We start from the raw sequence: 23,745 nt of genomic DNA, 5'->3' as shown, positions 1-23,745 counted from the left end.
CGCAAAGACCGAGTCGGTCAGGGGCGGGGGCGGACGACCTCGACCGTGCCACCGGCGAGGGTGTCCAGGCTGCCGGTCTCGACGCGGCCCCCGTCGAACTGGCGCATCAGCCGCGCGCCCAGGTACACGCCGACCCCGCCGGCCGCCAGCGCCACCAGCTCGGTGAACAGGATCGCGGCCGTCGCACCACGATCCGGCGAGTGGGCGCGGACCAGGCTGGTGATCAGGAACAGCCCCGCCATGGCGGCGTTCACCAGGTTGAAGGCGATGGCGGTACGGCGGGTGCCGTCGACCGGCACGTCCCACAGGTCGACCATGCCCGCGATGGCCGTCATGGCGGCGGCGAAGAGGGCGGCGACGCCGGTCCAGTAGCCGACCTCGCCGAGGAAGACCGGCCCGCCGGCGACGTCGGTAAGGTCGAAGACCGTGGCGCTGACGAAGAGCCCGAGCGGGAACGTCACCAACATCGGTTGGATGGGGTGCCCCTGCACCCGCAGCCGGCTCTGCATCGGTCCTCCCCAGGGTCAGGCGCAGTCCACCAGTACCAGGGTGCTACCCGAGCGCCCGAGAGGTGAAACGACGCCGCCCGACTCGCCGCCGACCGGGAGAACGGGCATCCACCCGTGCCGGTCGACGGTCAGCTCTCGCGGGGGCGGGAGACCGTCCGCACGAGTCGTTCGGCGACCTCGCGCAGCGGTATGTTCAGCGACGAGGCGGCGGTACGCAGCACGTCCAGGGCCTCGGCAGCCGGGCACCCCCGCTGCGTCATGATCACCCCGATCGCCTGGCCGACGACACCCTCGTGCAGGAGCGAGGCGTCCCGCTCACCCGCGAGCGCCTGCTGGCGGCCCCGGTCCCGGACGGCGGCCAGCAGCAGGCCGGCGTGTTCGGCGAGCAGCATCGCGGTGAGTTGGTGCTGTGGGGTGAGCACGTCAGGCGCGGCGGCGTACAGGTTGATCGCCCCGATCACCTGGTCGTCGATGTCCACCGGCGCGGAGATCACCCCCCGGACGCCGAGGTCACGGGCGCGCGGCGTCCAGGCCGGCCACCGTGGCTCACCGGCCAGGTCGACCGCGAGGATCATCTCGCGGCGTCGGATCGCGGTCATGGCCGGCGTGTCGGGCCCGTGGCGCAGATCGTCGAGGCCGGCCATCCGATCGTCGGAGGCGGCGAGGCTGGCCGGCTCGCCGGCGCGCAGCGCGGTGAACCCACACCAGCGCACCCCGGCCACCGCGTCCCGGGTGACCCGGACCAGCGCCAGCAGCGCCTCATCGAAATCGGTCAGGCCGATCAGGCCGGCGGTCAGCTCCCGCAACAGCGCGGCTGTCTCCAGCACACCGAGTCGTTCGACCACCGGTTCCCGCGTGTCCAGGTTCACCGTCGCACTGCCCTCGTACGCCCCCGCGCCCATCCCGCTGACGTCGTCACGTGTGCCATCGTCTGCTCTCTTCCGCCTTGACCGACCCGCCCTACTACCCTCGCAAACCGGGATCGAAACGGCGCACGCAGGGGTCTCTGCCCTACCCGGAGGTACGGCAGAGACCCCGCGAGCCAGGTCAGCGCGACGCGCTGCTGAGCCGGCGCCCGATCGAGGCGATCAGCCGGTCGAGCTCGGAGCCGAACGGGTTGTCGTGCACCAGGTACGTCCAGGTGGCGGTCGGCCGGACCAGGGTGCCGTCCTCGGGCTCCCAATCCTCATCGAATTCGGTCTCGTTGAACGTGGCGATGGTGCGCGCCTCGATCTCCGGGACGAGGTTGTTGAACGCCGGCACCGCGGCCCGGTGGAACTCGTCCAGCGGGTCGAGCCGCCCCAGCGCCCGCAGGTGTACGCCCTCGCGGACCTCGGACAGCTCGGCGAGGTGCTCGGCCCAGAGCCGGTCCAGGTGGAAGAGCGCGATCGAGCGGCCCGCCCGGGCGAGCAGGTCCTCGTCCATCTCGCCGGCCTTCTCGGGCTCCTTGTCCAGCAGCATCAGGGCGGCCACGTCGCTGGTCAGCAGGCGCTCGCGGCGGGCGGCCAGGGCGATGCGCTGCTGCTCGATCACCACGCTGTAGCGCCAGGTGTTGCGGTGGATCTCGTGGTTGACGCCCTCGGCGACCCGCTGGGCGTGCTCGACCGCGTAGTCGACCTGCTCGTCGGTGACCAGGCCGTCCGCGTTCATCCGCGGCGACGGGGGCACCGCGTCGGCGGCGTGCCGGACGACCAGGTCGTCCTCCAGGCTGACGAAGAAGACCGAGCCGCCCGGGTCGCCCTGCCGGCCGGCGCGGCCCCGCAGCTGGTCGTCGACGCGGCGGCTGTCGTGCCGACCGCTGCCGATCACGTAGAGGCCACCCAGCTCGGCCACCCGGTCCCGGTCGGCCTGGTCGCTGCCGCCGAGGCGGATGTCGACGCCCCGGCCGGCCATCTGGGTGGAGACCGTCACCGCGCCGTACGCGCCGGCCTCGGCGATGATCGCCGCTTCCTCGTCGTCGTTCTTGGCGTTCAGCACCACGCAGGACACCCCGGCCGCGTTGAGCCCGGCGGCCAGCGCCTCGGACTCCTTGACGTCCAGGGTGCCGACGAGCACCGGCCGCCCGGCGTCGTGGCAGCGGCGGATCTCGTCGATCAGCGCCTCGTCCTTCTCGGCGCGGGTGGCGTAGATCCGGTCCTGCTCGTCCTCGCGGACGCACGGCGTGTTCGGCGGGATCACCGCGACCTCGAGGTTGAAGAACTCCCGCAACTGGTCGCCGACCAGCACCGCGGTGGCGGTCATGCCGCACACCTTCGGGTAGAGCGCGATGAACGCCTGCACCGCGATGGTGCCGAGCACCTCGCCCTCGGCGGTGGCGTCCAGCCCTTCCTTGGCCTCGACCGCCGCCTGGAGCCCGTCGGGCCAGCGGCGGCGCTGGGCCACCCGGCCGCGCATCTCGTCGATCAGCTCGACCGAGCCGTCCCGGACGATGTAGTCCACGTCACGGTGCAGCAGGGTCTGGGCGTGCAGCGCCACGTGGACCGCGGAGAGCTGCTCGACGTGCTCCTCGTCGTACAGGTCGATGCCGAGCTTGGCCTCGACGGCGGCCAGGCCGGCAGAGGTGAACGCCACGCTGCGCCCGTCCTCGGCGATCGTGTAGTGCCGACCCTTGCGCAGGCCGCGCACCAGCGCGGCGGCGGCGTGTACCGGGTCCTGCTCGCCCGGCACCGCGCCGGCGAGCACCATCGGCACCCGGGCCTCGTCGATCATGATCGAGTCGGCCTCGTCGATGATCGCCGTGGTCAGTACCGGCTGCACGCGGTCTTCCACGTCGGTGACGAGCTGGTCGCGCAGGTAGTCGAAGCCCGCCTCGCTGACCGAGATGTAGGTGACGTCGCAGGAGTACGCGTCGCGCCGCTCCTGGGGCGTGGACGCCTCGTTGACCCAGCCGACGGTCAGGCCGAGCAGCGTGTAGACGGGCTCCATCCACTGGGCGTCCCGGCGGGCCAGGTAGTCGTTGACGGTGAGCACGTGCACCGGACCGTTGCCGAGCCGGACGTGCCCGTACGCGGCGATGGTGGCGGTCAGCGTCTTGCCCTCACCGGTGGCCATCTCGGCGACCTTGCCGGAGAGCAGCGCCATCGCGCCGAGCAGCTGCACGTCGTACGGCCGCTGGTCGAGGCCCCGGCGGGCGGCCTCGCGGCCGACGGCGCAGATCTCCTCGTAGCCGGTGGCGGCACCGGCGGCCTCGGTCAGCTCGGCGTCGTCAAGCGCCGCGAGGTCGTCCTCGCGCGCCTCGATCGCCGGCAGCAGCTTTTCCAGCGGAGCAAGATCCACGGTTGATCCCGGGCGCTGGAGGAAACGCCGGAACTTGCTCTTGAACCGTTGCGACACACCCATGAGCGGCAACGGTACGCGATTCTGGCCCGACACGGGCGGCCCGGCCGCCCGGCAAGTTTGGTCCCGCCGGGGCGCGGTCAGGCGACCAGCAGTTGGTGGGTGGCCAACTCCCGGTAGAGCGGGTCGGTGGCGGTCAGTTCGGCATGGGTGCCCACGGCCACCACCCGGCCGCCGTCGAGGACGACGATCTGGTCGGCGTCCACCACGGTGGCGAGCCGGTGCGCCACGATCAGCAGCGTACGGCGCACGGCCACCGCGTCGATGGCGCGGCGTAGCGCGGCCTCGTTGCGCGCGTCGAGGTTGCTGGTCGGCTCGTCGAGCAGCAGCACGGGCGGGGCGGCCAGCAGGGCCCTACCGATGGCCAGCCGCTGCCGCTCACCCCCGGAGAGCAGCACCCCGCCCTCCCCCACCTGCACGTCGAGGCCCTGCGGGGTGCGCTGGGCCAGGTGGGTGAGGTTGACCTCGTCCAGGACCTCGCGCAACCGGTCGTCCGTCGCGTCAGGGGCGGTGATCAGCAGGTTCTCGCGCAGCGTGCCGGCGAGCACCGGCGCCTCCTGCTCCACGTAGCCGAGCCGGGCCCGCAGCGCGTCGCGGGGCAGATCCCGCACGTCCACGCCGTCGACCCGGACCGCGCCGGCGCTCACCTCGTAGAAGCGCTCGACCAGGGCCAGCAGCGTCGACTTGCCGGCCCCCGACGGGCCGACCAGGGCGGTACGGGTGCCGGTCGGCACCGCGAAGCTGACGCCGTGCAGCACCGACGCGCCGCCCGGGTAGCCGAACCCGACCCGGTCGAACTCGATCATGGGTGCGGCCCGGCGCGGGGTCGTCGTCGCGGGCCCGGCCGTCGGTCGGTCCGCCGCACCCTCCGCCGGCACGTCCAGGATCTCCTCGATCCGCTGCAACGCGCCCAGACCGGACTGCAACTGGGTGTACGCGCGCAGCACCTGACCCAGCGGCAGCGCCAGGAGGAACAGGTACATGACGAAGGCGACCAGATCGCCGACGGAGATCGCCCCGGCGGCGACCCGCGCCCCGCCGATGCCGAGCACGAGCAGGAACGCCCCCTGCACGGTGACCGAGCCGATCGGGCCGATCAGCGCCTGCACCCGGGCCACCCGCAACCCCGCCCCGTACGCCTCACGGGCGCTGACCGCGACGGTGTCCGCCTCCCGCGCCTCGGCCCGGCTGGCCCGGATGGTCCGGGCCGCCGAGATCGCCCGCTCCACCGCCGAGGTCATCTCGCCGACCCGCTCCTGGGCTGCGCGGGCCAACGCCCGGACCCGCCGGGCGAAGGTCGCCGCGAAGCCCAGCCCGAGGCCCACCCCGAGCAGGGTGACGCCGAACAGCAGCGGGTCGAGCAGCACCATCGCGGTGCCCGCCCCGACCACCATCACCGCCCCGGTGACGGTCTCGAACAGCCCGGAGGTGACCACCGCCCGCAGCAGGGTGGTGTCCGAGCCCACCCGGGAGAGCAGGTCGCCGGTGCGCCGCTGGTCGTACTCGGCGATGGGCAGCCGCAGCAGGTGGGCCGCCAGCCGTCGCCGGGTGCCCAGCACCAGCCCTTCGGCGGTACGTTGCAGCAGGTAGTCGCGCAGGCCGCCGATCGCCGCGCCGAGCACCACGAGCCCCACCAGCACCGCCACCAGCCACCAGACCGGGTGCTCGCGGCCGATCCGGTCCAGAACCGACCGGGTGAGCAGCGGTTGGGCCAGTGCCGCCGCCGAACCGGCCAGCGACAGCACGCCCACCACGACGAGGGTGCCCCGATGCTCGCGCAGGTACGGCAGCAGGGCGCGTAGACCGACCGGACGGCTGTCGACCGGCGTGTCCGTCGAGGTGCTCATGGGGCGAACGGTAGCCGGCCCGCTCACCCCGCGACGGCTCCTCAGCCGGCCAGGACCACCTGTAGCTCCTGGCGGCGGCGCTCGGCCAGGTCGGTGAGCAGGGTGGGCGCCTCGTCGAACGGGACCACCGCCGAGACCAGGTGCTTGCGGATGACATCGCCGTACGTCCGCAGCAGGTCGACGGTCTCGGCGGAGAGCCGTTCCCGGTCCCAGGTCGGCGCGAGCCCGCGCGGTACCCGTCCGATCTGCGCGCAGCGCAGGGCCAGGCCGTTGTGGTGGAACTCCTCGCCGAGCCGGACCGCGTCCGCGCCGCCCTGGTAGAAGGCCAGGTCGATCACGGTGCCCTGCGGGCGCAGGAGCCGCAGCGCGAGGTGCAACGCCCACGCCTGTCCCCGGCACTGGAACACCACGTCGGCGCCCCGGTCGCCGGCGACGTGGGCCCACCGGGTCTTCAGCGCCACGGCGGGGTCGTCCGCCTCCGGGTCGAGCGATTCCAGGCCGAGCGCGTCGGCGACCCGACGACGCCGCGGGGTCGGGTCGAGCACCACCACCGACGCGGCGCCGTGCCGGCGGGCCAGCAGGGCGGTCAGCAGGCCCACCACTCCGGCGCCGACCACCGCGACCCGCCGGCCGCGTACCCCGTCGCCGAGCGAGCGGACGTCCGCGCCGTGCAGGTCGGCGGCGGCGTGCAGCAGACCGTTCGCGCAGATCGGGCCCATGTGCGCGACGTAGACGCCGAGCAGCGGGTCCAGGTCGTCGGGCAGCGGCACGAACCGTTCGGTGACCGGGTCGGCCAGCCAGCCCGTGCGGTGCCCGTAGGTCATCGCGCCGACCGCGCCCATCGCCACCGCCGGGGTCGCGCTCTCCACCACCCGGCCCACCTGCATGTAACCCAGCCGGGTCACCGGGTACGGGGTGCTGGCCGCGCCGGGTTGGAAGAGCCCGAGGTCGGCGTTCCAGGTGACGTTCAGGTAGGGGTTCGTGCCCTTGACGTAGCTCAGCTCGGTGCCGGCGGAGACGCCGCTGAACAGCGTCTCGACGCGGAACGTGCCGGGCCGCAGCGGCGCGGCCTCCTGCTCGACGATCTCCACCCGACCGGGGGCGGTGACGGCGACGACCCGATCACGCATCGACGGTCACCCCGGTGCTCAGGGCGCCCGAATCGGCGGGCGTGGTGAGTCGGATCGTCCGGCCACCGCGGGCCGAGTCGGCCACCGCGAGGGCCAGCCGCTGGGTCTTCAACGCCTCGGCGTACGGGACCCGCACGTCGTCGCCGACACCGCGGACGGCGTCGACGAACGCGCGGTCCACCGCCACCCGGGCGGCCTCCGGATCGGCCGGGACGTGCCGTTCGCCGTCGGCGTCACGGATCAGCAGGCCGTCCTCGCCCAGCGACAGGGCCAACCCGTCGGCGAGGATCTCCAGGCCGGCGCGGTGCTTCCAGCCGAGCACGCAGGCGGCGCTGAGCGTGCCGACCGCGCCGCTGGCGAAGCGCAGCGTGGCGGTGGTCACCGAGTCGATGTCGGCGCCGTCGACGGGCGGTGGCGTGCCGTCGCCGTACGCGGTGACCTCGGTCACCTCGCCGGCCAACACCCGGATCAGGTCCAGCACGTGGGCGGCCTGCTCGACGACCGGGCCGCCGGACCGGTCGCGCCGCGACCACCAGGCGACCGGCGGCACCTTGTCCAGCCAGGCGCCGCTGACCATCCGAACCGGACGGTCGGCGAGCAGCTCACGGGCCGTGTCGAGCACGCTCAGGTAACGCCAGTGGTGCCCGACGGCGGTGCGCAGTCCACGCCGGGCGACGAGGTCGGCGATGCGTTCGGCGGTGCCCAGGTCGACGGCGACGGGCTTCTCCACGAACATCGGCACCCCGGCGTCGATCACCGCCTCCTCGGCCGGGCCGTGCGCGAAGGGCGGCACGCAGACGTACACCGCGTCGGGGCCGGCGGCCAGCAACTCGGCCACGTCGGTGAAGGTCCGCGAATCGTGCCGCGCGGCCAGCGCGGCCGCCGCCTCCGGAACCACGTCGGTGACCCCGACGATCTCGACGTCGTCGAATCCGGACAGCACCCGCGCATGACGCTGCGCCACTCCCCCGGCACCGACCAGGCCCACCCGACAGCTGACCATTCGACAACCTCTTCCGAGAACGTTTCGGCTCCGTCGGGAGCAGTCCCCTGGCATGCGCGCAATCAAACGTTCATCCCCCGGGAACGCGCCGATGCCACGTCGTGATCAAGCTGTTGCCCTGGGAACGGTTAGCGCGAGGCGGCAAGTGGGAACTAGAGCCCTGCTTGTTCCACGCACGAAAAGAGGGGGTGCCCGTGCGGGATACGACCGTGTCACCGGTGGTGGAGGCGTGGGCCACGTACCGGACCACGTCGGCGGCGGACTGGCCGGCACGCCGGTTGCTTCGGGCCAAGGGCGAGAGCCGGGTCAGCGTGGTGCTGCCGGCACGCAACGAGGAGGCGACCGTCGGCGCGATCGTGTCGACCATCCGGGAGCATCTGATGGACCGGGTCGCGCTCGTCGACGAGCTGATCGTGGTGGATTCACGGTCGACCGACCGCACCGCCCAGGTGGCCCGGGCCGCCGGCGCGGAGGTGGTCAGCCAGGACGCGATGACCCGCGGCCTGCCCCGGCTCACCGGCAAGGGCGACGCGCTCTGGGCGGGGCTGGCCGCCGCCGGGGGCGACGTGGTGGCGTTCATCGACGCCGACCTGCGGGAGTTTCGCCCGCACTTCGTCACCGGCCTGCTCGGGCCGCTGCTCACCGACCCGTCGGTGGACTTCGTGAAGGGCTTCTACCACCGCCCGCTCGTCGGATCCGCCACGGTGGAACAGGACGGCGGCGGGCGGGTGACCGAACTGATGGCCCGACCGCTGCTCAACCTCTTCTGGCCCGAACTGGCCGGCTTCGTGCAGCCGCTCGCCGGTGAGTACGCCGGACGCCGCGACGTGCTGGCCCGGGTGCCGTTCGTCTCCGGGTACGGCGTGGAGACCGCCATGATGATCGACCTGCTGGACCTGGTCGGTCTGGACGCGCTGGCGCAGGTCGACCTGGGCGAACGCAAGCACCGTCACCAGGACACGGCGGCGCTGGGCCGGATGTCCGCGCAGATCATGCTGACCGCGTGGTCCCGGCTGCAACGACGCGGTTGGGCGACCCCCGGCCTGATGCCGGAGGCGCTGCTGACCCAGTTCCGCCGGGGCGGCTCCGACACCCTGCCCAACCTGGACCGGGAGGTCGTGGTCAGCGACGTGTCCATCGAGGAGCGTCCGCCGCTGGCCGAGCTGCGCCACCGGCTCCCCCGCCGACGGGTGGCGGCCGCGTGAGCGCCCCGGTTCGTCGGCCGGCCACCGCCCGGGTACGAAAGGACCGTCGATGAGCCTCACCGTGCTGATGAACGCCGGCCCGTGGCTGTCGGTGCCCCCACCCGGGTACGGGGGCATCGAGAACGTGATCGCGACCCTGGTGCCCGAGCTGCGGCGGCTCGGCGTGCGCGTGGTGCTCGCCTCGGTGGAGTCCAGCGCTCTGCCGGTGGACGAGAAGGTGTCGGTCTTTTCCGACGGGCAGTTCGGCGCGCTGCAACGGCCCTACAACCAGGTCTGTGGCATCGCGCAGGCGCACCTGGCCGGGGTGGTCCGCGAGCTGCACTCCCGTGACGACATCGACCTGGTGCACGACCACGTGGAGGCGGTCGGGCTGGCCACGCTCACCGCGATGGGACCGTCCGGGCCGCCGGTGCTGCACACCCTGCACTGGGACCTGGCCAAGCACCCCGCGCTCTACGGCGCTCTCGACGGCGGCGACCGGGTCCGGGTCAACGGCGTCTCGGCGTCGCAGTTGGCGCGGGCGCCACTGGCGCTGCGGGAGCACTCGGTGGGTCACGTGCACCTGTCCACCCCGCTGGCCGTGGACGCCGACCGTCGGCCCGGTCCGCCCAAGGGCGACCACCTGCTCATCCTCGGTCGGATCAACCCGGGCAAGGGGCAGGACGTGGGCGCGCGGCTCGCGCGGCGGATCGGCGTACCGCTGGTGCTGGCCGGTCCCGTGGGGCCGTACCACCGCCCGGCCGACCTGGCAGCGGCGGGCGACGAGGCCCGGCAGAACCCGGACGTACGGTTCTTCCTCGACGAGGTGGCGCCGCACGTCGACGGCGACCTGGTCCGCTGGGTCGGCACCGTGGCCGGGCAGGAGCGCGACGACCTGCTGGCCAGCGCCCGCGCCTCGCTGTTCCCGCTGCGCTGGGAGGAGCCGGGAGGCACGGCCGTGGTCGAGTCGCTGGCCCTGGGTACGCCGGTGGTGGCCACCGCCCGGGGCTGCCTGCCCGAGTTGATCGAGCACGGACGCACCGGCCTGCTCACCGGCGAGGAGGACGAGCTGGCCGATCTGGTGCTGGCCGCGGACCTGCTCGACCCGTACGAGTGCCGCCGGGTCGCGGCAGAGCGTTTCACGCCCGCGGTAATGGCCCAGCGCTACGTCGAGCTGTACCAGCGGGTCCGCGAGCTGGCGACCGCGTCCCGCCTGCAACCGGTCTGAGCCGCCGTCGCCGCCGGCGCGTTTGCCCCCGGCGGCGACGGGTAGGCGCACCCGTACGCCTGCCGCGCAGCGAGGGAGCCGGTGATGGTCGGACCGATGGCGCACTCCCGGGCGCGGGCCAACCCGGCGGACGGCAAGCCGCCGGTCCGCCGCGCGGCCAGCACCGCGTCCGTCGTGTTCCTGCTGGTCGGTGTGCTCGGCTTCGTCCCGGGGATCACCAGCGGTACGCAGAACCTGCGCTTCGCGGGGCACACCTCGGGCGCGTTCCTGTTCGGCGCCTTCCAGGTGTCGGTGCTGCACAACCTCGTACACCTGCTGTTCGGGGTCGTCGGCCTGGCGCTGGCGCGGACGGTCGGCGGCGCGCGGACCTTCCTGGTCGGCGGCGGCGCGGTCTACCTGGTGCTCTGGCTCTACGGACTGGCGGTGGACCACGACACCGGCGCGAACGTCCTGCCGGTCAACGCCGCCGACGGTTGGCTGCACCTCGGCCTGGGCCTCGGTCTGATCGCGCTGGGTCTGCTGACCGCGCGGCCCCGGCGACCGTGAGCCGCGTCGCCCTGGCCGGTCGGTCCGGTTTGCTGGCGCGGAACCTCGGGTAGTGGGCAGATCCCGACCCACCAGCGAATCGAGGACGCCCCGATGGCCAGCCGGATAACCTGCGAGGTGCGCGACACGGCACCGGTGGCGGTCGTCCGGCTCACCGGCGCCCTGGACCTGGGCACGATGCGGTCGGTGCACCAGGCGCTGGACGGCGCGTTGGCGGCCCAGCCGGAGGCGCTGGTGGTCGACCTCGCCCGAGTGAACGTGCGGGACCGGCTGGCGCTGTCGGTCTTCGCGGCGACGGCCCGGCGTGCCGAGGAGTGGCCGGCAGTGCCGGTGGTGCTCTGCGCCCCGCCGCCAGCCGCCGCCCGTTGGCTGGCCGAGTCGACGACGTGCCGGGTGGTTCCGGTCTCGCTGAACTGCGCGGAGGCGACGAGGGTGGCCGGCGAGCAGGGAGCGCTGCGGATCCGCGCCCGGTTGGAGCCGGTGGCGGAGGCGTGCCGGCGGGCCCGGGAGCTGGTCGGCGACGCGTGCGCCCGGTGGAACCTGCCCGACGCGGCGGGTCCGGCGGCTCTGGTGCTCACCGAGCTGGTCGGCAACGTCGTCCGGCACGTGGGCACCCCCATGCAGGTGACCGTGACGCTGCGGCGGCCGTACCTGCACCTGGCCGTGGTGGACGGCAGCCCGACGGCGGCCCAACCCGCCGGCCTGGACCTGCGGGCCGAGGGTGGCCGCGGGCTGCTGCTGGTCCGCGAGCTGGCGCAGCGGTGGGGCAGCGTGCCGGCGGGTCAGGGCAAGGCCGTCTGGGCGATGCTGCCGGCGGCGTGAGGCCGCGGGGCACTTCGACCGGTACCAGCGATCTGACCGAATTCACCGCTTAAGCCTGGTTACATGGTGCAAGGGTCGGGTAGGCACGCCCGTCCTTTCTGCCGTCACGACGGGGTGAGCAGCCATGCCCAAGCGGGTAACCACGGAACCCGTTCGCGATCGGGGACCGGCGATCCTGGCACCGGCCCGCTTCGGGGGTTTTCCCGGGGCGCTGCGGACGCCGGTCCCCGGCAACTCCCTGATCAAGTTCCTCGCCACCACCGACCACAAGCAGATCGGCGTGCTGTACCTGCTGACCTCCTTCGGGTTCTTCCTGGTGGCGGGCCTGCAGGCGATGGTGATGCGCGGCGAGCTGGCCCGGCCGGGCCTGCAGTTCCTCTCCTCCGAGCAGTACAACCAGCTCTTCACCTCGCACGGCGCGGTGATGCTGCTGCTGTTCGCCACGCCCGCCGCCTTCGGATTCGCCAACTTCATCGTGCCGATCCAGATCGGCGCGCCGGACGTGTCATTCCCCCGGCTCAACGCCCTGGCGTACTGGCTGTACCTGTTCGGCGGTCTCATGGTGGTCGCCGGGTTCGTCACGCCGGGCGGCTCGGCGGACTTCGGCTGGACCGCCTACAGCCCGCTGAGCAGCGTCGAGAACAGTCCCGGCGTGGGCGCGAACATGTGGGTGCTCGGCCTGGTGGTCTCCGGCCTGGGCACCATTCTCGGCGCGGTCAACCTGATCACCACCATCCTCACGTTGCGCGCGCCCGGGATGACCATGTTCCGGATGCCGATCTTCACCTGGAACATGCTGTTCACCAGCGTGCTGGTGATCCTCGTCTTCCCGCTGCTGGCCGCCGCGCTGCTGGCGCTCTCGGCCGACCGGTTGCTCAACGCCCACGTGTACGACGCGGCCACCGGCGGCCCGATGCTCTGGCAGCACCTGTTCTGGTTCTTCGGCCATCCCGAGGTGTACATCATCGCCCTGCCGTTCTTCGGCATCATCACCGAGATCATCCCGGTGTTCTCCCGCAAACCGCTGTTCGGCTACACCGGGATCGTGCTGGCCACCATCGCCATCACCGTGCTCTCGATGACCGTGTGGGCGCACCACATGTTCGCCACCGGGCAGGTGCTGCTGCCGTTCTTCAGCATCCTGAGCTACCTGATCGCGGTGCCCACCGGAGTGAAGTTCTTCAACTGGATCGGCACCATGTGGAAGGGGCAGCTCACCTTCGAGACGCCGATGCTGTTCGCCATCGGCTTCCTGGTGACCTTCCTTCTCGGCGGCCTCACCGGGGTGCTGCTGGCCAGCCCGCCGGTCGACTGGCACACCCACGACAGCTACTTCGTGGTGGCGCACTTCCACTACGTCGTGTTCGGCACGGTGGTCTTCGCGCTCTTCGGCGGCTACTACTTCTGGTGGCCGAAGATGACCGGACGGCTGCTCGACGAGCGGCTCGGCAAGGCGCACTTCTGGACGATGTTCATCGGGTTCCACGGCACCTTCCTGGTGCACCACTGGCTGGGCGCCGAGGGCATGCCCCGCCGGTACGCCGACTACCTGCCCAGCGACGGCTTCACCACGCTGAACACCATCTCCAGCATCTTCGCGTTCATCCTCGGCCTGTCCACGCTCTTCTTCATCTACAACGCCTGGAAGTCCTGGCGGTACGGCGCGATGGTCACAGTGGACGACCCGTGGGGCTTCGGCAACTCGCTGGAGTGGGCGACCACCTGCCCGCCGCCGCTGCGCAACTTCGACAAGATGCCCCGCATCCGCTCCGAGCGGCCGGCGTTCGACCTGAAGTACGGCCCACTCGTCGCCGACCTGGGCCGGGACCTGCCGCAGCGCACCACGAAGCCACCCCAGCAGTTCGGCGACGAGATACACCTCGAGCACCACGCGCCGGAGTCACCCGCGCCCGAGGGCGCGCACGGCGCCATGGAGGCGGCCCGCTACCACCCGGCGCCCGAGTCCGGCGCCCGCCCGGTGGACGTACCCGAGCCCGAGGGCGTACGCCGGCCCAGCTTCGAGCAGAGCGACGCGCCGAAGGACGCGCAGGACGCGCCGAAGCCGCACGAACGCTGGCGGCACCCGCACAGCGACGGCGGTGAGACCGAGGACCGCTGAGAGTCGTACGCGCCAAGGGGCCCGACACCTCCTTCGGTGTCGGGCCCCTGCTGTCTCGGCGGATCAGTCCCGAGCGGGCGGGAGCCCGGCGGCGGTGAGCGAGCGGCGCACCGCCGGCTGTACCCGGGTCAGCCGCAACGGCACGCCGGTACGCTCGGCTGCCTCCCGACCGGCCACCAGCGCGGCGATCCCGCCGGCGTCGAACCCGCCCGCCCCGACCAGGTCGACGACGACCTCACTCGGCTGGCCGGTGACGGCCTCCAACATCGCGCGGCGTAGCTGGTCCGCGCCGTCGCGGTCGACCTCGCCGCCGACCTCGACGACCACCCGGTCACCGTTCTGCCGTACCGAGATGCGGGTCTTGCCCGGATCCGGTTCGGCGGCGCCGTTCTGCCAGGGCGGTGGGGCGTCGGCGAGCATGGCCTGCCGCAGCCAGGTCAGCGCCCGCGACAGCAGGCGGGACACGTGCATCTGCGAGATGCCGAACCGGGCGGCGATCTCCGCCTGGGTCTGGTTGCCGTAAAAGCGCATGGCGAGGATGCGGCGCTCACGCCAGGGCAGCCGGTGCAGCAGGCCGCTCACCGTCACCCGGTCGTCGACCGATTCGAGGGCGTTGTCCGACTCGCCGACCAGGTCGCCGAACTCCGCGGAGCTCTCCCCGCCGACCGGCGCGTTCAGCGACGCCGGGCTGTAGCCGGCCGCCGACTCCAACGCCGCGAGAATCTCCTCCTCCGGCGTCTCCAGTCGGGCCGACAGTTCGGCCACCGACGGCGCGCGGGACAACTCGCTGGTCAGCGCGGCGGTGGCCTGCCCCACCTCGAGGATCAGATCACGCAGCCGCCGGGGCACGTGCACGCCCCAGGTGCGGTCCCGGAAGTGGCGCTTGATCTCGCCCACGATGGTGATCGCCGCGTACGCCGTGAACGAACCCCGCTCCGGGTCGTACCTGTCGACGGCGTTGACCAGCCCCAGGCGGGCCACCTGCTCCAGGTCCTCAAGCGGTTCGCCCCGCCCCCGGTAACGGCGGGCCAGCCGGCCGGCGAACGGCAGCGCGAAGCGGACCAGGTCGTCGCGCGCCTCCTGTCGCCGCTCCGGCGGCAGCCCTTCGATCCGGGCCGCGTACGCCAGCGCCGCCGCGTCGAGGTCCTCCAGACCACGCTCGGTGGGTGGTGGTGTGGTCGTGGTCGTGCTCGTCTGTCCGAACATCCGCGCCTCCCTCAGGAAGGTCCCCCGCCCGGATCGGGAAACCGGTCGTGCGCGTGGTCGAGCCACGCACCGGGCCGGAAAGTGGGTCAGTGACTGGGATGCCAGCGGGCGACAACATCTCTACGCAGCGCGATCAGGTCGTCGCAGCCAGCGATGTTCCCGCTCCGTAGGTACTCAATCACGGGACCCCGGGTTCGCGAGGAAGTTTCGGCGTCCTCCCCTTCAGGAGACGAGCAGCCCCTGGTGGCCGCCGGTGTCACGAAGCACCGACAGGGCCTCTGCGACCCCCAGCGGGGGCGGGACGGGCAGGTCGTACGGCTGGGCGCGCATGACCTCGGTGGCCCGGCGCGTCGGCACGGACGTCACCGGATAGCCCCGCGCGGAGGTCCGGTCCAGCGCCCGGCGTCGTCGGCCGAAGCCCGCCACCGCCAACCACTGCGGGAGCCCGGCCAGGGCGGGCGAGCGCATACCGGGCGGCTCGGGCAGGACGTCCACCGAGCTGAACTCCTCGCTGCCGGCCAGCCACCACTCGGCCTCGTCCACGCTGCGGCGGGTGGCGTTCTCGCACCAGTACGGCACCAGCCCCGCCCGCACCACCTGCCACGGATCGAGCAGCCGACCGCATTCCACCACCAACCGGTCACCGGTCTTCCCGGCGGCCCGCAACCAGCGCCGGTAGAGGTCGGCCACAGCCGCGCTCAACGCTCCCGGCCGGGGCACCAGCACCCGATGCAGCGGGCGACCGTGACGGTCCGCGAAGTCCCGCGCGGAGAGCTCGAATCCGGGGTCCATGCCGTACTCGGCGTCGCCTGACGGCACCGACACCTCCGGCGGCGCCCACCGGGCGGCGTCGCCGCCCACCGCCCGCAGGACCTGCCGCAGGGCGTGGCTGTCGGGGTGGAAGTCCACCGGGTCCAGTCCGCTCGCCGGGCAGCCGACCTGGAAGCTGTGCCCGGGCCCACGTTCCAGCACCGGCCACGTGCGCGCGTCCCGCACCAGCAGCACCGGGGCGTCGGCGCTGAGCCGGTCGGTCAGGAACTGCGCGTACGCGGCCGGCAGCGACCGCCAGCGGGCGGCCAGCGACACGGTGACGCCGGTGAGGGTTCCCCGGCTGGCCGGGCAGTGCACCTGGCGCAGGTGCACGTCGGGGTTGCCGCCGACCAGCCGCTCGGCGAGCGCGCCCCCGTGCGCCAGCGCCTCCCGGGGACGGTCCACGGCCCCGTCGCTCCAGTGCACGGTCATCTCGAAGCCGGCGGGCAGCCACGGCACGCCGAGAGCGACCGCCAGGTGGGCGGCCGCGCCGTGCGGCGACCCGATGAGCACCCCCGGATAGCTGCGGCGCGGGTACTGGTCGACGAACCAGCGGGCCACCCGGGCCGCGTCCACCTCACCGATCTGGTCGACGGTGAGGGCGACCCGCCCGGCGGCTCGGGTCGCCGCGGCCCGGCGAACCGGCTCGGGCGCCGTCGGAAACCGCGAGATCGGCCCGGTGTGCCCGAGGTCGGCGCAGTCCGCGCCCCGCAGCGCCCGGGCGGTGGCGGCGACCAGCACCCGGGCAGCGCTGCCCTGGGCCACGACCCGGTCGCCGGCCAGGCCGGCGCCATCGGCCGTGAGCCCCTTGTGCACCTTGTGCACCGGCCCCACCTTGCCTCGTTCGCTCACCACGCGGCCCGGCTTCCCGTCCCGATGGGGTTCAAACGGGGCATCACCCACCCGGCGGTCACAATCCGCTGGTCAGCGGGTTGCGCCGGTCATCACCGACGATCGGCCGCGCAGGTTTCACCGGGGCTGGGGCGGGCACATCGGGGCCCATGCGCACCGACGACACCAGCGAGCCCGCCGCCGCCACGATCACCCCGTACGAGGACGGTCCACTGCTCGTCCGCGGCGACTTCGCGCTGGTGACCCCGGACGGCGAACGGATCGACGCCCGGCGGGGCACGGTGGCGCTGTGCCGCTGCGGCAGGTCGGCGCTCAAGCCGTTCTGCGACGGCACCCACAAGGCGATCAGCTTCCGGGCGGGCACCACCCGCGAGGGCTGAGCGGATCAGACCAGCGCGATCGGCGTCGGCGGGGTCGTCACGGACACCGGACCCACGCCGACGAGCGGGACGGTCGGCGGCGGGGTCGGCGGGGCGGGTGACCGCAGCGAGCTGCGGCCGGCCGCCCAACTGTCCAGCAGGTGCGCCGCGAAGAGCCGGTCCACCGCGAGCGCCGCCGCCGCGCCGAAGAGCACGTCCGGAGCGAGCGCCGGCTCGGTCCGGACCAGGCCGCCGCACAGGTCGTGCGCGGCGATCTGCTCGTGCACCGCGTCCGCCTCCACGTGCTCGTCGTAGAAGCGGGTCGCCACCTCGTCCAGGCCGAGGCGGCGCAGTCCGTTGCCGTAGCGGCGGTTCGGCAGGGACGAGGTCATCTCGAAGGCCGCCAGGTGCCCGAGCAGCGCCCCGCGCAGCCGTCGGTGCAGCCCGAACAGGGACATCAGGTTGTTGGTCGCCAGGGTCACGGCGGGCACCACGTCCAGGTGGGTCCCGTAGCCGGTGTCCAGGCCCAGCCGTTCCAGGGTGCGCCGGAACAGCTCGGCGTGCATCCGGTCCAACCGCCCGTTGCCGTACTCGTCGGTCTGGATCTCCACGAGGGCGGCCTTGGCGGGGCCGCCGAGGCGCGGCAGCGCCCAGCTGTGCGGGTCCGCCTCGCGCAGGTGGTAGACCGAGCGGTGGGCGACGAACTCGCGGAACTGGGTGAGGTCGGCACGCCGTTGGAGCGCGGCGGCCAGCGACGGCCCGTCGTCGGCCGCGACCAGCTCGGCCAGCCCGGCCGCGACGCCGTCCGCCGGCACCGCCGGCACGTCGGCCAGCCGGCGCAGCGCCGCCTCGAAGGGGCGCTCGGCGCGGGCCCGCAGCGCCAGCAGGGTGGGCTGCCACTCCCAACCCTCGTCGACGCCCTGCCAGCCCCGGTAGTGCAGCTCGTAGCAGAGGAACAGGGTCAGCTGCAGATCCTCGTCGGTCAGCGGGTCCGCCGGGTCGAGGTCGACGCCGAGGTCCGCCGGCAGGTCGTACGGCGCGCGTCGCAGCGCGTCGGTCACCGCCGCCGACAGCGGGCCGCGCGGCTGCGGCAGGGGCGCGGGACCGTAGCGGCGGTCGGCGGGCTCCGGCATGGGACCTCCAGGGTCGTCGGGCCGCTACTGATGCCCTGGTGGCGTGCGCCTAAACGAGATCCTCGACGGCCACGGCCTGCTCCACCTGCTCGCGGACGCGCCGGGCCGGTTCGCCCTCGGCGTACAGCCCACGCAGGTCGGCGAAGGCCGGTTCCGGGGGCGCCAACGAGACCGTCGCGTCGACCACGGCCTCCAGGACGCAGGGCCGGTCCGCGGCGAGCGCCTCGTCCCAGGCCGCGCCGACCAGCTCCGGACGGTCCACCCGGACGCCGTGCAGCCCGAGCAGCCGGGCCCAGCCCGCGTACGGCACGTCGGGACGGCGGCCCATCGGGTCCCCGGACGATTCCCGTCCACCGCCCATGCCGTTGTGGTCGCGGTTGTTGAGCACGAGCACCACCAACCGTGGGTCGGCCCAGTCCTGCCAGTGATGCGACACCGTGATCAGCTCGGCGAGGCCGTTGAGTTGCATGGCCCCGTCGCCGAGCAGCGCGACCACCGGCGCATCCGGGGCCGCGAGCTTGGCGGCCACCGCGTACGGCAGGGCGCAGCCCATCGAACCGAGGGTGCCGCAGAGTTGCGCGTTCACCCCGGGCGGCAGGACGAGGTGCCGGGCGTACCAGTAGAGGACCGAGCCGACATCGACCGCCACCGACCCGGCGTGCGGCACCCGGGTGGACAGCTCCTGCAGGACGAGCTGCGGGTTGATCGGTTCGGCCGGCGCGGCGGCCCGGTCGGCGGCGGTCGCGCGCCAGCGGTCGACGGTGCTCTCCACCGTCGCGCGCCACTGTTGGTGCGGCCGGGCGGGCACCCGCTCCAGCAGTGCCCGCAGCGTCTCGGTGGCGTCACCGACCAGCGGGACGTCGGCCGGGTAGCGGCTGCCGATGCGGGTGCCGTCGATGTCGATCTGCACCGTGCGGGCCTGGTCGGGCATCGGGAAGTAGTCGGTCCACGGGTCGTTCGTACCGACCAGCAGCAGCGTGTCACAGCCACCCATCAGCTCGGCCGCAGCCGGCGTGCCGACCTCCCCGAGCACCCCGGCGTGAAAGGGCAGGCGCTCGTCCAGGATCGGCTTGCCCAGCAGGGACGTCGCCACCCCGGCGCCGAGGCGGTCGGCCAGCTCGACGATCTCGGCGGCGGCGCCCCGGGCACCCTGGCCCACCAGGATCGCGGTGCGCTGGCCGTTGCCGAGCACCTGCGCGGCGGCGTCGAGGTCCACCTCGTGCGGCAGCACCCGGGCCAGCGGCTCACCGGGGGTCGCCGTGATCACGCCCGCCGCGTGCGTCCCCAGGTCCGGCACCAGGGCCTCCTGCAGGTACCGGGGCAGCACCACGCACGTCGGGCTCCGCGTCGCCGCCGCGGTGCGGAACGCCTGGTCCAGCAGCGCGGGTACGGACGCCGGGCTGCGGCCGTACCGGACGAACTGGTTGCACACGTCGCCGAAGAGCCGGCTCAACCCGATCTGCTGGTGCGCGCCGCCCAGCGGCCCGGTGACGTCCTCACCGACGATCGCCACGACCGGCTTGCTGTCGAGCTTGGCGTCGTACAGGCCGTTGAGCAGTTGCACCGCGCTCGGTCCCTGGGTGGCCAGGCAGACCCCGATGCCACCGGTGAACTTGGCGTGCCCGGTGGCCATGAACGAGGCGGTCTCCTCGTGCCGGGCCGGAACGAACGCCGGGTCGCCCCCGGCGTCCTCCAGCGCCTCGACCAGCGGGGCGATCGCCGCTCCGGGGTAGCCGAAGGCGCGCGGCACCCGCCAGGCCCGCATCCGCTCGACCACCAGGTCCGCGACCCGGCGCTCAGCCATTGCCGCGTCCCGGGGTGCCTTCGTCGACGTACCGCAGGACCGCGCCGACGCCGTCGGTGAGCTGCGGCGCCTCGTCCGCGCCGAGCACCGTCAACGCCGCGTCGGTGCCCACCAGCGCCCGGACCAGCGCCGCGTCGGCGCGGACCCGCTGCGGGTCGCCGACCGACATCGCGCTCAACTGGGCCGGGTCGACGGCGATCTCGGTCGGCTCGGGGCCGATCCACAGCTCGCCGTTGGCCGACGGGTCGTCGACGATGAGCATCGTGTCGACCTGGTTGCGTTGCAGGGCCGACACGACCGCGTCGAGTCCCGCGCCGACGTCCTCCTGCACGCCGAACTTGTCCAGCGCGGCGGTGATCCGCTGGTCGGCGACCTCGGCGATGGTCTGCACCGTGAGGTCGTCCAGCATGCTCTGGTCGGCGCCGCCGGCCCGGGAGCCCGCGTCGGTGCGGACGACCAGGTCCTGCCAGCGCGGCGGCATCTGCGCGGCGATCATCCCGGTGGCCCGGACGTCACCGGCCACCACCACGACGTCCGCGCCGACGCGGTCGGCCAGCTCCACGGTCGCGGCGGTGACGTCGCCGGCGTTCTGGTGCCACGCCTCCATGGCGGCCCGCTGGTAGCGCGACTGCGACCAGCCGCCGGGCTGGACCCGACGCAGCGGGAAGCTCTCCCGGCCGGCGACGTGCGCCCGTCGGGGTACGCCGCCCGCGCTGACCGCGACGGCGTCGCCCCCGGTACGGTCGGCCACCACCCGGACCCACGCCACCTGTTCGCCGCGCTGGGCGAGCAGCGGCATGACGTGCGGCAACGGCCCGTAACTCGCCAGGTCGCGCAGCGGCGGCGCGGACAGGTACTCGGAGAGCACCACCTGACCGTGGCTGGCGAAGACCGCCAGGCCGTAGTCCCCGACCATCGGGTCGTGACCCCGGATCACCCGGTCCAGCGCGGCGACGCTCGCCTCGTCCGCCCCCTGTTCGGCCAGGCGGCGTTCCAGGGCGCGCCAGCGTAGGTCCAGCGCCGGGTGGGCGTCCTCGGTGTCGGCGGAGGCGTCCAGGTACACCGAGCACCACGGCCCGGGTCGGTCGTAGAGCGGGCGCAGGAAGGACAGCTGCATGCTCGACCCCTTTCCAGCTCGACCGCCCGCTTACCCCCGTCGCCCGGGATGTCACCTCGCGGGCGTGAGCCCGTGACCAGGTTTCATTCACGTCGTTCAACCGGGGACATCGATACGATCAGTGAACACAAGCGGACTCTCGGTGGTGGACATGGACAGCGGACTCGATACCCGGCGGATCGTGCACCCGACGGAGCGGATCGTCACGGGACGGCTGGTCCGCCTGTTGGACGGCTACACCCGCGAAATACGCGTCGGCCAACCGGTGCTGGTCGCGGTGCTCGCCGCGGCCGCGTTCGCCCGGCTGCCGGCCCTGCTGCTGCGCGCGCTGTTCTCGTTCGGCGGCGGTGGCGCCCGCCGACGCTGGAAGGAGCTGAAGCAGGGCCCGGAGTACCTGGTCACCCCGGTCCGCCTGCGGAACACCGCCGGTCAGCTCTGCGAGGTCGAGCTGCACGGACACCTGCCGCAGAGCGCCCTGCACCCGGCCGATCAGGTGCAGCTCACCCTGCGCCCGCAGCGCGATCCGGAGCTGCCGCCGCGGATCGAGCGGATCGTCAACCTGACCACCGGGCAGTTGCTCACCCCGCGTACCGCGACCCTCTGGTCACACCTGGGACCACCGCTGCTGTTGCAGGCGACGATCGGCGCTCTGCTGTTGGCCGGCGTCGCGGCCTGTTCCGCGCTGACCTGAGCGCTCGGCCGGGGCCGGTCAGCCGACCGGGGCGGGCTCGCGGACCGGCTGCCGGTCGCCGCCGAGCATGCCCCGGCGATGTGCCCAGCGTTCGAAGATCAGCGTGGCGAACGGCGGCACGGCGCACGCCAGCGCCACGACGGTCACCGGCAGGCTCCAGCGGCGCAGCCGCGCCACCGCGAGCACCAGCAACCCGTACGCGATGAACAGGCCGCCGTGGATCGGCCCGAAGATCTTGACGCCCAGCTCATTGTCCGGCGGACCGTACTTGACGGCCATCCCCACCAGCAGGGCCAGCCAGGAGCAGGCCTCGGCGATCGCCGCCGCGACGAACAGCCGGGTCACCTTCTCGCGCATCCGGCAATGCTAGCGGTGCCGGCCGTTCGCGCTCTCGCCGACCACAGAGCGTGCGACAGGGGTCACGGGGCCCGCCACTGGGTAGGAAAGAACCCTCGGGTCTTCCCCGCTCGTACGGCCACGTGCGAGGTTAGGGGGAACCAGCGGTGACAGGGCGGTGACCATGGGCGAGGATGTCGGCGTACGGACCTTCAGTCGGGAGGATCGGGCCCGCTACCGCGAAAAGGTGCGGAACTGTCTGGATGTCTTCGCCGAGATGCTGCGGGAGTCGCGGTTCGACATCGACCGGCCGATGACGGGGTTGGAGATCGAGCTGAACCTCGTGGACGAGGCGTCGAATCCGGCCATGCGCAACGCCGACGTGTTGGCGGCCATCGAGGATCCGAGCTTCCAGACGGAGCTGGGCCAGTTCAACATCGAGATCAATGTGCCACCGCGCCGCTTGACCGGCACCGGCACCCTCGACTTCGAGGAGCACGTGCGCGCCAGCCTCAACGCCGCCGAGGAGAAGGCCCGCACGATCGGCGCGCACATGGTCATGATCGGCATCCTGCCGACGTTGCGTCCCGAGCACCTCACCGCCGAGACGCTGTCGGCCAACCCGCGCTACAAGCTGCTCAACGAGCAGATCTTCGCGGCGCGCGGCGAGGACCTGCCGATCGCCATCTCCGGGGTGGAGCGCCTGGCGGTCACCGCCGACACGATCACCCCGGAGGCGGCCTGCACCAGCACCCAGTTCCACCTCCAGGTCAGCCCGGCGCAGTTCGCCGACTACTGGAACGCCGCCCAGGTGGTCGCCGGCATCCAGGTGGCGCTCGGGGCGAACGCGCCGCTGCTGTTCGGTCGGGAGCTGTGGCGCGAGACCCGCATCCCGCTGTTTCAGCAGGCCACCGACACCCGGCCGGAAGAGATCAAAGCCCAGGGGGTACGCCCCAGAGTCTGGTTCGGCGAACGCTGGATCACCAGCGTCTTCGACCTGTTCGAGGAGAACGTCCGCTACTTCCCGGCGCTGCTGCCGGTGTGCGACCCGCAGGACCCGGCGCAGACCCTGGCGGCCGGCGAGGTGCCGAACCTCGCCGAGCTGCGGCTGCACAACGGCACGATCTACCGCTGGAACCGTCCGGTGTACGACGTGTCGCGCGGCCGGCCGCACCTGCGCGTGGAGAACCGGGTGCTGCCGGCCGGGCCGACCGTGCTGGACACCATCGCCAACGGGGCCTTCTACTTCGGACTGGTCCGCGCCCTCGCCGAGTCGGACCGGCCACTGTGGTCACAGATGTCGTTCAGCGCCGCCGAGGAGAACTTCACCAGTTGCGCCCGGCACGGCATCGACGCGCAGGTCTTCTGGCCCGGCCTCGGCTACCTGCCGGTCACCGAGCTGGTGCTGCGCCGGCTGCTACCGATGGCGCACCACGGGCTGGACCGGTGGGGCCTCGACCCGACCGAGCGGGACCGTCTGCTGGGCGTCATCGAGCAACGCTGCCTGACCAACCGCAACGGCGCGACCTGGCAGGTGGCGACGCTGCACCGGTTGGAGTCCACCGATCACCTGGACCGGCCGGAGGCGCTGCGCGAGGTGGTGCGGCACTACGTGGAGCTGATGCACAGCAACCGGCCGGTGCACGAGTGGCCGATTCCCTGACGATCGCCCGTTCTCGCCGGCCGTCGACCGTCGGCCCATCGGCTCGGACG

The 23,745-nt window shown here is 73.1% G+C and carries 20 protein-coding genes; 8 read left to right on the top strand and 12 right to left on the bottom strand.

The window, feature by feature from the left end; translation table 11 throughout:
• Window positions 1–17 precede the first annotated feature (17 nt).
• From ACQP03_RS15630 to ACQP03_RS15605, 6 genes are all read right to left on the bottom strand, one after another.
• The gene (locus tag ACQP03_RS15630; protein WP_357122045.1) at window positions 18–509 is read right to left on the bottom strand and encodes a DUF2231 domain-containing protein; all 492 of its coding nucleotides are present in this window, start codon (window positions 507–509) and stop codon (window positions 18–20) included.
• A 128-nt stretch (window positions 510–637) separates the two neighbouring features.
• Complete coding sequence (locus ACQP03_RS15625; protein ID WP_357122043.1) at window positions 638–1,378, bottom strand: GAF and ANTAR domain-containing protein; 741 nt, start codon at window positions 1,376–1,378, stop codon at window positions 638–640.
• A 178-nt stretch (window positions 1,379–1,556) separates the two neighbouring features.
• A complete protein-coding gene (secA2, locus tag ACQP03_RS15620; protein ID WP_357175493.1) occupies window positions 1,557–3,848 on the bottom strand; it encodes an accessory Sec system translocase SecA2 in 2,292 nt (763 codons plus the stop codon).
• A gap of 77 nt (window positions 3,849–3,925) precedes the next feature.
• Entirely contained in the window at window positions 3,926–5,692 is a 1,767-nt protein-coding gene (locus tag ACQP03_RS15615; RefSeq protein WP_357397768.1) for an ABC transporter ATP-binding protein, read from the bottom strand.
• A 41-nt stretch (window positions 5,693–5,733) separates the two neighbouring features.
• Window positions 5,734–6,822, bottom strand: a complete 1,089-nt coding sequence (locus tag ACQP03_RS15610; protein WP_357397770.1) for a zinc-binding dehydrogenase — start codon at window positions 6,820–6,822, stop codon at window positions 5,734–5,736.
• Window positions 6,815–7,825 (bottom strand): Gfo/Idh/MocA family protein, encoded by a 1,011-nt coding sequence (locus ACQP03_RS15605; RefSeq protein ID WP_357397772.1) that lies wholly within the window; start codon window positions 7,823–7,825, stop codon window positions 6,815–6,817. The genes ACQP03_RS15610 and ACQP03_RS15605 overlap by 8 nt, the downstream gene beginning before the upstream one ends.
• Window positions 7,826–8,046: 221 nt before the next feature.
• On the opposite strand from ACQP03_RS15605, the gene ACQP03_RS15600 reads away from it, so the two are divergent.
• From ACQP03_RS15600 to ctaD, 5 genes are all read left to right on the top strand, one after another.
• Entirely contained in the window at window positions 8,047–9,030 is a 984-nt protein-coding gene (locus tag ACQP03_RS15600; protein WP_357122207.1) for a glucosyl-3-phosphoglycerate synthase, read from the top strand.
• 49 nt (window positions 9,031–9,079) lie between these two features.
• Entirely contained in the window at window positions 9,080–10,237 is a 1,158-nt protein-coding gene (locus ACQP03_RS15595) for a glycosyltransferase (protein WP_357397774.1), read from the top strand.
• Window positions 10,238–10,321: 84 nt separating this feature from the next.
• On the top strand, window positions 10,322–10,783 hold the full coding sequence (locus tag ACQP03_RS15590) for a DUF4383 domain-containing protein (protein WP_396833310.1): 462 nt from the start codon (window positions 10,322–10,324) through the stop codon (window positions 10,781–10,783).
• 93 nt (window positions 10,784–10,876) lie between these two features.
• Window positions 10,877–11,605: an STAS domain-containing protein gene (locus tag ACQP03_RS15585; RefSeq protein WP_357397777.1), complete on the top strand. Its 729-nt coding sequence runs from the start codon at window positions 10,877–10,879 to the stop codon at window positions 11,603–11,605.
• 124 nt (window positions 11,606–11,729) lie between these two features.
• Complete coding sequence (gene ctaD, locus ACQP03_RS15580; protein WP_357397780.1) at window positions 11,730–13,724, top strand: aa3-type cytochrome oxidase subunit I; 1,995 nt, start codon at window positions 11,730–11,732, stop codon at window positions 13,722–13,724.
• Between the two features lie 63 nt (window positions 13,725–13,787).
• Here the strand turns inward: ctaD and ACQP03_RS15575 are convergent, their stop codons facing one another.
• Together ACQP03_RS15575 and ACQP03_RS15570 are read right to left on the bottom strand one after the other, a co-directional pair.
• Entirely contained in the window at window positions 13,788–14,930 is a 1,143-nt protein-coding gene (locus ACQP03_RS15575) for a SigB/SigF/SigG family RNA polymerase sigma factor (protein WP_355052419.1), read from the bottom strand.
• A gap of 222 nt (window positions 14,931–15,152) precedes the next feature.
• On the bottom strand, window positions 15,153–16,565 hold the full coding sequence (locus ACQP03_RS15570; RefSeq protein WP_357397783.1) for a hypothetical protein: 1,413 nt from the start codon (window positions 16,563–16,565) through the stop codon (window positions 15,153–15,155).
• A 176-nt stretch (window positions 16,566–16,741) separates the two neighbouring features.
• Here ACQP03_RS15570 and ACQP03_RS15565 point away from each other — a divergent pair, with 176 nt between their 5' ends.
• Window positions 16,742–16,972 (top strand): CDGSH iron-sulfur domain-containing protein, encoded by a 231-nt coding sequence (locus ACQP03_RS15565; protein ID WP_357122017.1) that lies wholly within the window; start codon window positions 16,742–16,744, stop codon window positions 16,970–16,972.
• A 5-nt stretch (window positions 16,973–16,977) separates the two neighbouring features.
• Here the strand turns inward: ACQP03_RS15565 and ACQP03_RS15560 are convergent, their stop codons facing one another.
• The 3 genes from ACQP03_RS15560 to ACQP03_RS15550 are packed head-to-tail and all read right to left on the bottom strand — an operon-like array spanning window position 16,978 to window position 21,005.
• Window positions 16,978–18,084 (bottom strand): iron-containing redox enzyme family protein, encoded by a 1,107-nt coding sequence (locus tag ACQP03_RS15560; protein WP_357397785.1) that lies wholly within the window; start codon window positions 18,082–18,084, stop codon window positions 16,978–16,980.
• Window positions 18,085–18,133: 49 nt separating this feature from the next.
• Complete coding sequence (locus ACQP03_RS15555; RefSeq protein ID WP_357175511.1) at window positions 18,134–19,888, bottom strand: thiamine pyrophosphate-binding protein; 1,755 nt, start codon at window positions 19,886–19,888, stop codon at window positions 18,134–18,136.
• Window positions 19,881–21,005 carry a Vms1/Ankzf1 family peptidyl-tRNA hydrolase gene (locus tag ACQP03_RS15550; RefSeq protein ID WP_357175514.1) on the bottom strand — a complete coding sequence of 375 codons (1,125 nt, stop codon included), beginning with the start codon at window positions 21,003–21,005 and terminating at the stop codon, window positions 19,881–19,883. Before ACQP03_RS15550 ends, ACQP03_RS15555 begins: the two co-directional genes overlap by 8 nt.
• 142 nt (window positions 21,006–21,147) lie before the next feature.
• Here ACQP03_RS15550 and ACQP03_RS15545 point away from each other — a divergent pair, with 142 nt between their 5' ends.
• Window positions 21,148–21,696, top strand: a complete 549-nt coding sequence (locus ACQP03_RS15545) for a hypothetical protein (protein WP_357397802.1) — start codon at window positions 21,148–21,150, stop codon at window positions 21,694–21,696.
• An 18-nt stretch (window positions 21,697–21,714) separates the two neighbouring features.
• Here the strand turns inward: ACQP03_RS15545 and ACQP03_RS15540 are convergent, their stop codons facing one another.
• On the bottom strand, window positions 21,715–22,053 hold the full coding sequence (locus tag ACQP03_RS15540) for a DUF3817 domain-containing protein (protein ID WP_357397789.1): 339 nt from the start codon (window positions 22,051–22,053) through the stop codon (window positions 21,715–21,717).
• A 163-nt stretch (window positions 22,054–22,216) separates the two neighbouring features.
• Between ACQP03_RS15540 and ACQP03_RS15535 the strand changes: the two genes are divergently transcribed.
• The gene (locus tag ACQP03_RS15535) at window positions 22,217–23,695 is read left to right on the top strand and encodes a glutamate--cysteine ligase (protein ID WP_357122002.1); all 1,479 of its coding nucleotides are present in this window, start codon (window positions 22,217–22,219) and stop codon (window positions 23,693–23,695) included.
• Window positions 23,696–23,745: the final 50 nt, after the last annotated feature.

The organism is Micromonospora sp. CA-248212 (assembly GCF_050948405.1).
Classification (GTDB): domain Bacteria; phylum Actinomycetota; class Actinomycetes; order Mycobacteriales; family Micromonosporaceae; genus Micromonospora.
The sequence above is the reverse complement of the archived record's forward strand: the minus strand, read 5'-3'. Positions and strand labels throughout refer to the sequence as shown.

Coding starts and splice junctions, on each gene's coding strand:
- ACQP03_RS15535 (WP_357122002.1), top strand. CDS start 22,217: ATGGGCGAGGATGTCGGCGTACGGACCTTCAGTCGGGAGGATCGGGCC.
- ACQP03_RS15540 (WP_357397789.1), bottom strand. CDS start 22,053: ATGCGCGAGAAGGTGACCCGGCTGTTCGTCGCGGCGGCGATCGCCGAG.
- ACQP03_RS15555 (WP_357175511.1), bottom strand. CDS start 19,888: ATGGCTGAGCGCCGGGTCGCGGACCTGGTGGTCGAGCGGATGCGGGCC.
- ACQP03_RS15565 (WP_357122017.1), top strand. CDS start 16,742: ATGCGCACCGACGACACCAGCGAGCCCGCCGCCGCCACGATCACCCCG.
- ACQP03_RS15560 (WP_357397785.1), bottom strand. CDS start 18,084: ATGCCGGAGCCCGCCGACCGCCGCTACGGTCCCGCGCCCCTGCCGCAG.
- ACQP03_RS15595 (WP_357397774.1), top strand. CDS start 9,080: ATGAGCCTCACCGTGCTGATGAACGCCGGCCCGTGGCTGTCGGTGCCC.
- ACQP03_RS15550 (WP_357175514.1), bottom strand. CDS start 21,005: ATGCAGCTGTCCTTCCTGCGCCCGCTCTACGACCGACCCGGGCCGTGG.
- ACQP03_RS15610 (WP_357397770.1), bottom strand. CDS start 6,822: ATGCGTGATCGGGTCGTCGCCGTCACCGCCCCCGGTCGGGTGGAGATC.
- ACQP03_RS15615 (WP_357397768.1), bottom strand. CDS start 5,692: ATGAGCACCTCGACGGACACGCCGGTCGACAGCCGTCCGGTCGGTCTA.
- ACQP03_RS15575 (WP_355052419.1), bottom strand. CDS start 14,930: ATGTTCGGACAGACGAGCACGACCACGACCACACCACCACCCACCGAG.
- secA2 (WP_357175493.1), bottom strand. CDS start 3,848: ATGGGTGTGTCGCAACGGTTCAAGAGCAAGTTCCGGCGTTTCCTCCAG.
- ACQP03_RS15585 (WP_357397777.1), top strand. CDS start 10,877: ATGGCCAGCCGGATAACCTGCGAGGTGCGCGACACGGCACCGGTGGCG.
- ACQP03_RS15630 (WP_357122045.1), bottom strand. CDS start 509: ATGCAGAGCCGGCTGCGGGTGCAGGGGCACCCCATCCAACCGATGTTG.
- ACQP03_RS15590 (WP_396833310.1), top strand. CDS start 10,322: ATGGTCGGACCGATGGCGCACTCCCGGGCGCGGGCCAACCCGGCGGAC.
- ACQP03_RS15605 (WP_357397772.1), bottom strand. CDS start 7,825: ATGGTCAGCTGTCGGGTGGGCCTGGTCGGTGCCGGGGGAGTGGCGCAG.
- ctaD (WP_357397780.1), top strand. CDS start 11,730: ATGCCCAAGCGGGTAACCACGGAACCCGTTCGCGATCGGGGACCGGCG.